The sequence below is a fragment of the Rudaea sp. genome, assembly GCF_036383415.1.
Lineage (GTDB): Bacteria > Pseudomonadota > Gammaproteobacteria > Xanthomonadales > Rhodanobacteraceae > Rudaea.
Genome location: NZ_DASVOK010000163.1, coordinates 1 through 5,441 on the forward strand (window position 1 = coordinate 1; position 5,441 = coordinate 5,441).

6 protein-coding genes and 2 pseudogenes are annotated in these 5,441 nt (G+C 65.9%); 2 read left to right on the forward strand and 6 right to left on the reverse strand.

The genetic code is table 11. From position 1 onward, the window contains the following. From VF497_RS06170 to xrtH, 5 genes and pseudogenes are all read right to left on the reverse strand, one after another. Positions 1-486, reverse strand: a pseudogene (locus tag VF497_RS06170) (hypothetical protein); the annotation flags it as partial. Between the two features lie 22 nt (positions 487-508). Then, positions 509-1,306: a cobalamin-binding protein gene (locus VF497_RS06175; RefSeq protein WP_330886750.1), complete on the reverse strand. Its 798-nt coding sequence runs from the start codon at positions 1,304-1,306 to the stop codon at positions 509-511. 5 nt (positions 1,307-1,311) lie between these two features. Beyond that, positions 1,312-1,926 carry a pyridoxamine 5'-phosphate oxidase gene (pdxH, locus tag VF497_RS06180; protein ID WP_330886751.1) on the reverse strand — a complete coding sequence of 205 codons (615 nt, stop codon included), beginning with the start codon at positions 1,924-1,926 and terminating at the stop codon, positions 1,312-1,314. A gap of 68 nt (positions 1,927-1,994) precedes the next feature. Continuing rightward, positions 1,995-2,198, reverse strand: a complete 204-nt coding sequence (locus VF497_RS06185) for a dodecin family protein (RefSeq protein ID WP_018971241.1) — start codon at positions 2,196-2,198, stop codon at positions 1,995-1,997. 78 nt (positions 2,199-2,276) lie between these two features. Beyond that, a complete protein-coding gene (gene xrtH, locus VF497_RS06190) occupies positions 2,277-2,795 on the reverse strand; it encodes an exosortase H (RefSeq protein ID WP_330886755.1) in 519 nt (172 codons plus the stop codon). Positions 2,796-2,864: 69 nt separating this feature from the next. On the opposite strand from xrtH, the gene VF497_RS06195 reads away from it, so the two are divergent. Together VF497_RS06195 and aroB are read left to right on the forward strand one after the other, a co-directional pair. After that, complete coding sequence (locus VF497_RS06195; protein ID WP_330886757.1) at positions 2,865-3,428, forward strand: shikimate kinase; 564 nt, start codon at positions 2,865-2,867, stop codon at positions 3,426-3,428. Beyond that, positions 3,425-4,522: a 3-dehydroquinate synthase gene (gene aroB / locus VF497_RS06200; protein ID WP_330886759.1), complete on the forward strand. Its 1,098-nt coding sequence runs from the start codon at positions 3,425-3,427 to the stop codon at positions 4,520-4,522. Before VF497_RS06195 ends, aroB begins: the two co-directional genes overlap by 4 nt. Before the next feature lie 599 nt (positions 4,523-5,121). On the opposite strand, the pseudogene VF497_RS06205 reads toward aroB, so the two are convergent. Next, positions 5,122-5,441, reverse strand: a pseudogene (locus VF497_RS06205) (PLP-dependent aminotransferase family protein); the annotation flags it as partial.

Below are 5,441 nucleotides of genomic sequence, written 5' to 3' on the forward strand. Positions count from 1 at the left end.
CGGCGCGGCCTGCAGCGGACCGAGGCCGCCGGACAGGCGCAGCATGCGCCCGGGCATCGCGGTGAGCACGGTCATGTGCTGCACGCTGCCGCCGTCGGCGAGTTGTTCGCACCAGCAGCCGCCCGCGCGCGCATCGAGCGACAGGTTCGAGGCATTGCCCGAATAGGTGTGATTCGAGTCCCACCAGCGCGCGACGCCGGTGATCGCGGCGTAGGCGCGATCCGGCGCCGCACTGGTCTTGAACGCATAGTGGAATTCGACATGCCCGGCTGAGGGCGCATCCGACTGGCTTGCCGGAGCTGGCACATTCGGCGCTGCAGGCGTAGGTGCGGCGGCCTCGGTTTTCGCCACCGGCGCAGCCGCTGGCTTCTCCGCCGCGGGCGCTTCGTCCTTGCTGCCGCCGTGGCCAATCAATGGAACGTGCGAACAGGCGGCGCAGATCAGCGCGAGCGCCAGGCCCGCGAGGTGTTTCGCTGTCGTCCTCATATCTTCAATTCCCTCGTTGTTTTCAGTGCCGCATCGTCGCCCACTGCTCGACGATGCGGTGCAGCGCGTCCAGGCCATCGAACAGCGCGGCCGGACCGGGCTGCAGGATGATCGGCGATTTTACTTCGTGCAGCTCGCCGTCGCGCACCGCGGGAATCGCGGCCCAGCCCGTGCGCGCGGCGACCTTGTCGGCGCGGAAGCGCTTGCCGCACCACGAACCGATCACGATGTCGGGCGCGCGACGGACGACTTCGCCTCCATCGGCGATGATGCGGTCGCGCGCGAGCGATTTTTCGGCGAGCTCGGGAAAAACATCGTCGCCGCCGGCGATGCGCACGAGCTCGGCGACCCAGCGGATGCCTGAGATCATCGGCTCGTCCCATTCCTCGAAATAGACGCGCGGGCGCCGCGGCAGGCGAGATGCCGCCTCCTGCACCTGCGCGATTCTTTCTTCTGCCGCGTGCGCGAGCACCTCTGCCTTGTCCGCGGCGCCGACCAGCGCGCCGAGCCGACGGATGTAGTCGAGGATGCCGGCCACCGAGCGATGGTTGCTGATCCAGACCTCGACGCCGGCCTTGATCAGGTCGCGCGCAATGTCGGCCTGGATGTCGGAAAAACCGATGACGAGGTCCGGCTCGAGCTTGAGGATTTCGCCTGTCTTCGCGCTCGTGAATGCGGAAACTTTCGGCTTCTCGCGGCGCGCACGAGGCGGACGCACGGTAAAGCCCGAAATGCCGACGATGCGGTCCTGCTCGCCGATCGCGTAGAGGACTTCGGTCGGCTCCTCGGTCAGGCAGACGATGCGTTGCGGACCGGACATTGCGGCTACGGGTAGAGCAGGCGCTTGCTCCAGCCGTGCGCGCCGCGCTCGTAGCGCACACGATCGTGCAGGCGCGCACGTTGGCCGAACCAGAGTTCAATCATGTCGGGAACGAGACGGTAACCGCCCCAGAACGGCGGCCGCGGCACGTCGGCACCAGCGTAGCGCTGTTCCGTCGCGACGATGCGCGCGTCGAGTTCGGCGCGGTCGGGCAGCGTCTGCGACTGCATCGACGCCCAGGCGCCGATGCGGCTTTCGCGCGGGCGCGAGGCGAAATAGGCGTCGGCCTCTTCGGCGCCGGCCTTCTCGACCGTACCCTCGACGCGCACCTGGACGACATGACGCAACGCCTTCCACAGGAAACACAGCGCCGCCTGCGGATGCGCGGCGAGCTGCTCCGCCTTTGCGCTTTCGTAATTGGTGTAGAAGACGAAACCGCGCTCGTCGACCGCCTTGAGCAGGACGATGCGCGCCGAGATGCCGCCTGCGGCGTCGGCCGTGGCTAAGGTCATCGCGGTCGGTTCGGGTTCGCCGGCGGCGCCGGCTTCGGCGAGCAGATCGCGGAACTGCGCGATCGCTTCAAAATAGATCGGATCAGGAGGATTCTGCGTCGTGTGCATCGGGAAATGCTAGCACGCCGCACAAGCGACCCGCCGCTTCGCGCGACGGGCCGTACCGAGTGGCAGATTCAGTCGAGCACGAAATTGACACGCATGTTGACGCGCCATTCGCTGACCTTGCCCGAGTCGTCGGTGATGACCTTGATGTCGTTGACCCAGGCGCCCTTGATGTTGTTGATCGTCTTCGCCGCGCGCTTCAAGCCGTCCTTCACCGCATCCTCGATGCCCTTGGACGAGGACGATGAAATTTCGATCACCTTCGCTACCGTCATGAGACCAGCCTCCGTCATGGATGCGCGCGGCGAGGCGCCGTGCGTCGGCCGAGTCTAGTGCCGTCAAAAAGGAAAGGCTTATGCGGTCGCAGCAAGCGGCGGCGCGGGCGGAGACTGATTTGCGCGAGGTAGCCAGCGCAACCACACCAGCCAGAACACGAGCGCGTCGAGGATGATCAGCGCCTGCCACAGATAGAGGTGGAACCATTCGAACCAGACGTGGTTCCACTCGTTCAGATAGTACAGGCTGATCAGGCGGACCACGTTCAGCGACTGGATCGCGAAGAAGCCGATGCCGATGCCGGCGAGCTTGTATTTCCACGGCGCCGGAAAGGCCAGCACCGCCGAGACCAGGATGATGACGGCCTCGACGCCGCTGCATCCGGCGACGATCTCGATGCCGCCGCCGCTGATGGTGTTGCGCATGATGTTGGCCTGCGCGGCGACGTGGCTGTCCCAAAGATTCATGATCGCGACGCAGACGTAGGCGATCGCCGAGGTCAGCGGCAGGATCACGTGCTGCTGCACGGGCTGGTACAGATCGAGCGGGAACAACACCGCCAAGCAGCCGAGGAAGACGAGAATGAATCGGGACATAGTGTCATTCTACGCGATTAGGCCCACGCGGGCGCGAAGAGCAAGCGTGCGGTTTGCTAACATTCCAACATGAATCCCGCCCCCAGCCTCTTCCTGATCGGCCCGATGGGCGCCGGCAAGACCACGGTCGGACGGCGCGTGGCCACACAGCTCGGCCTCGGCTTCTTCGACCTCGACCACGAGATCGAGGAACGCAGCGGCGCGACGATCACGCTGATCTTCGAACTCGAAGGCGAGGCCGGCTTCCGCAAGCGCGAAACCGAACTGCTCACCGAGTTCAGCACCAGGCCCGGCATCGTGTTGTCGACCGGCGGCGGTGCGGTCCTCGCCGCCGACAACCGCAGACACCTTCGCGAGCGCGGCTATGTCGTCTATCTCGAAACCACGATCGAACAACAATTGAAACGACTCGCCCACGACCGCAAACGCCCCCTGCTCGCCGCGCCTGACCGCCGCGAGCGCCTCGCCAAGCTCGCCGCCGAGCGCGAGCCGCTCTACCGTGAGACCGCCGACCTCATCGTGCCCACCGGATTCAACGGCAGCAGCAGCGCCACCGCGCGGCGCCTGGTCGAGGAATTGAACGTGCAGTGGCGACGCGGCGCGGCACAGGCCTCGCCGGAGCGTGCGGCATGACAACCGCGCGGACAGCGACTGAACTTGCGGTCGAACTCGGCGCGCGCAGCTACCCGATCGCGATCGGCGCCGACTTGCTCGGCGATGCGCAGCGGTTTGCCGCGGCGATCCGCGGCCGCCATGCGTTGATCGTCAGCAATGACGTCGTCGCGCCGCTTTACCTCGATCGCGTCGCGGCGACAATCCGCGCCAGCAATGAAAAAGTACATATTTCCACATTGATACTTCCCGATGGCGAGGCGCACAAGACGCTCGCCTCCGCTGCGCAGGTATTCGATGCACTTGCCGCGATGAAGGCGAATCGCGACGCGATCATCGTCGCGCTCGGCGGCGGCGTGATCGGCGACCTCGCCGGATTCGCCGCGGCGTGCTGGATGCGCGGCATCGCCTTCGTCCAGGTGCCGACGACGCTGCTCGCGATGGTCGACTCCTCGGTCGGCGGCAAGACCGCGGTCGACCTGGCGCAGGGCAAGAATCTCGTCGGCGCGTTCCACCAGCCGCGCGCCGTCATCGCCGATACCGCCGTGCTCGCGACGCTGCCCACGCGCGAACTCCGCGCCGGCTTCGCCGAAGTGGTCAAGTACGGCGCGCTCGGCGATGCGGATTTCTTCGCCTGGCTCGAGCGCCATGCCGATGCGTTGCTCGCGCGCGAGCCCGAAGCGCTCGCTGCGACCATCGCCCATTGTTGCCGGCAGAAAGCCGGCATCGTCGCGCGCGACGAAACCGAGCAGGGCGAGCGCGCCCTGCTCAACCTCGGCCATACCTTCGGCCATGCGATCGAGACCGCGATGGGCTACGGCGGCTTGCTCCACGGCGAAGCCGTCGCGGTCGGCATGGGGCTCGCCGCGCGTCTCTCGACGAACCTTGGCCGCGCGCCGGCGGCGGACACGCAGCGCCTCGTCGCCCTGCTCGAGCGTTTCGGCCTGCCGACGGCGATTCCTTCGGACCTGGATCCGGATCAACTGATCGGCCTGATGCAGCTCGACAAGAAGAACCTCTCCGGCAACCTGCGCCTGATCCTCTGGCGCGGCATCGGTCTTGCCGAGATCGTGCCTGATGTCGATGTGGCGGCGATTCGCGCTGTGCTCGCATAGCGCGCTGTTCTTGCTCGTCATTTCAGCGCTAGCTGGAATCCAGTTCTTGCATTCGTTGAACGCCCATCCCTGTGTGTGCAACGAACTCGCGCGCATCATGCGCGCGACTCTGCGAGCATTTCCGGCCTGCCCTCGCCGCGGCAAGCGGGGGCCCGGAGATCACGAGCCAGATCAAGAGCGGCGGCGTGCAAGGCCTTTCTGCTTTGGCGCGCAGGAGCGCGCTGCTTCGGCTTTTCCGGGTCCCCATTGCATTGTGGCGGCAGCGGCCGGAAACGCCCGCAGGGGCGGCGCGATGGATCGCGCCGATTCCGTTGTCTGGACAGGGATGTGCAGTCAACGGAACCCGGCCGCTGACGCGGACCTTTCGGGCAGGATGCCCGAAAGGCGCAATGCTCTGGGGTGCATTTCTTTGCTTACTTTCTTTGTGCAAGCAAAGAAAGTAAGCCGCTCGTCCGCAGGACGAGTGGAAGCTCTTGCTTCAAGAAAAGCCGAAGATCAAAAGCAAGAGCTGGATTCCAGCTTGCGCTGGAATGACGAGCAAGAGCAAAGCAAAAGCTCGAGCGATGAGCAAGAGCGAAATTAGGCGCGCGAACCCGCGCCTACATCTCGCGCAGACATTCACCAAGAATGCGCATCGCCGCCTGCAGATCGGCTGCGGGCAAGTCGGCATAGCCGAGCAACAAGCCCGGCCGCGACGGAGATTTCAAAAAATAGGGCGCGATCAGGTAAAGCCCGAGCCCGCGCTCCCGAGCCCGTGCGACGAGTTGGCGCGCCTGCACCGGCTTCAGCCGCGTGAGCCAGGCGAGCACATGCATGCCGGCGCTCGAATCGGCGACTTCGACCGCGTCGCCCGCGTACTTGCGCAGCGCCGCGAGCAGGGTCGCGCGGCGCGCCTTGAGCGACTTCGCCGCAGCACGCA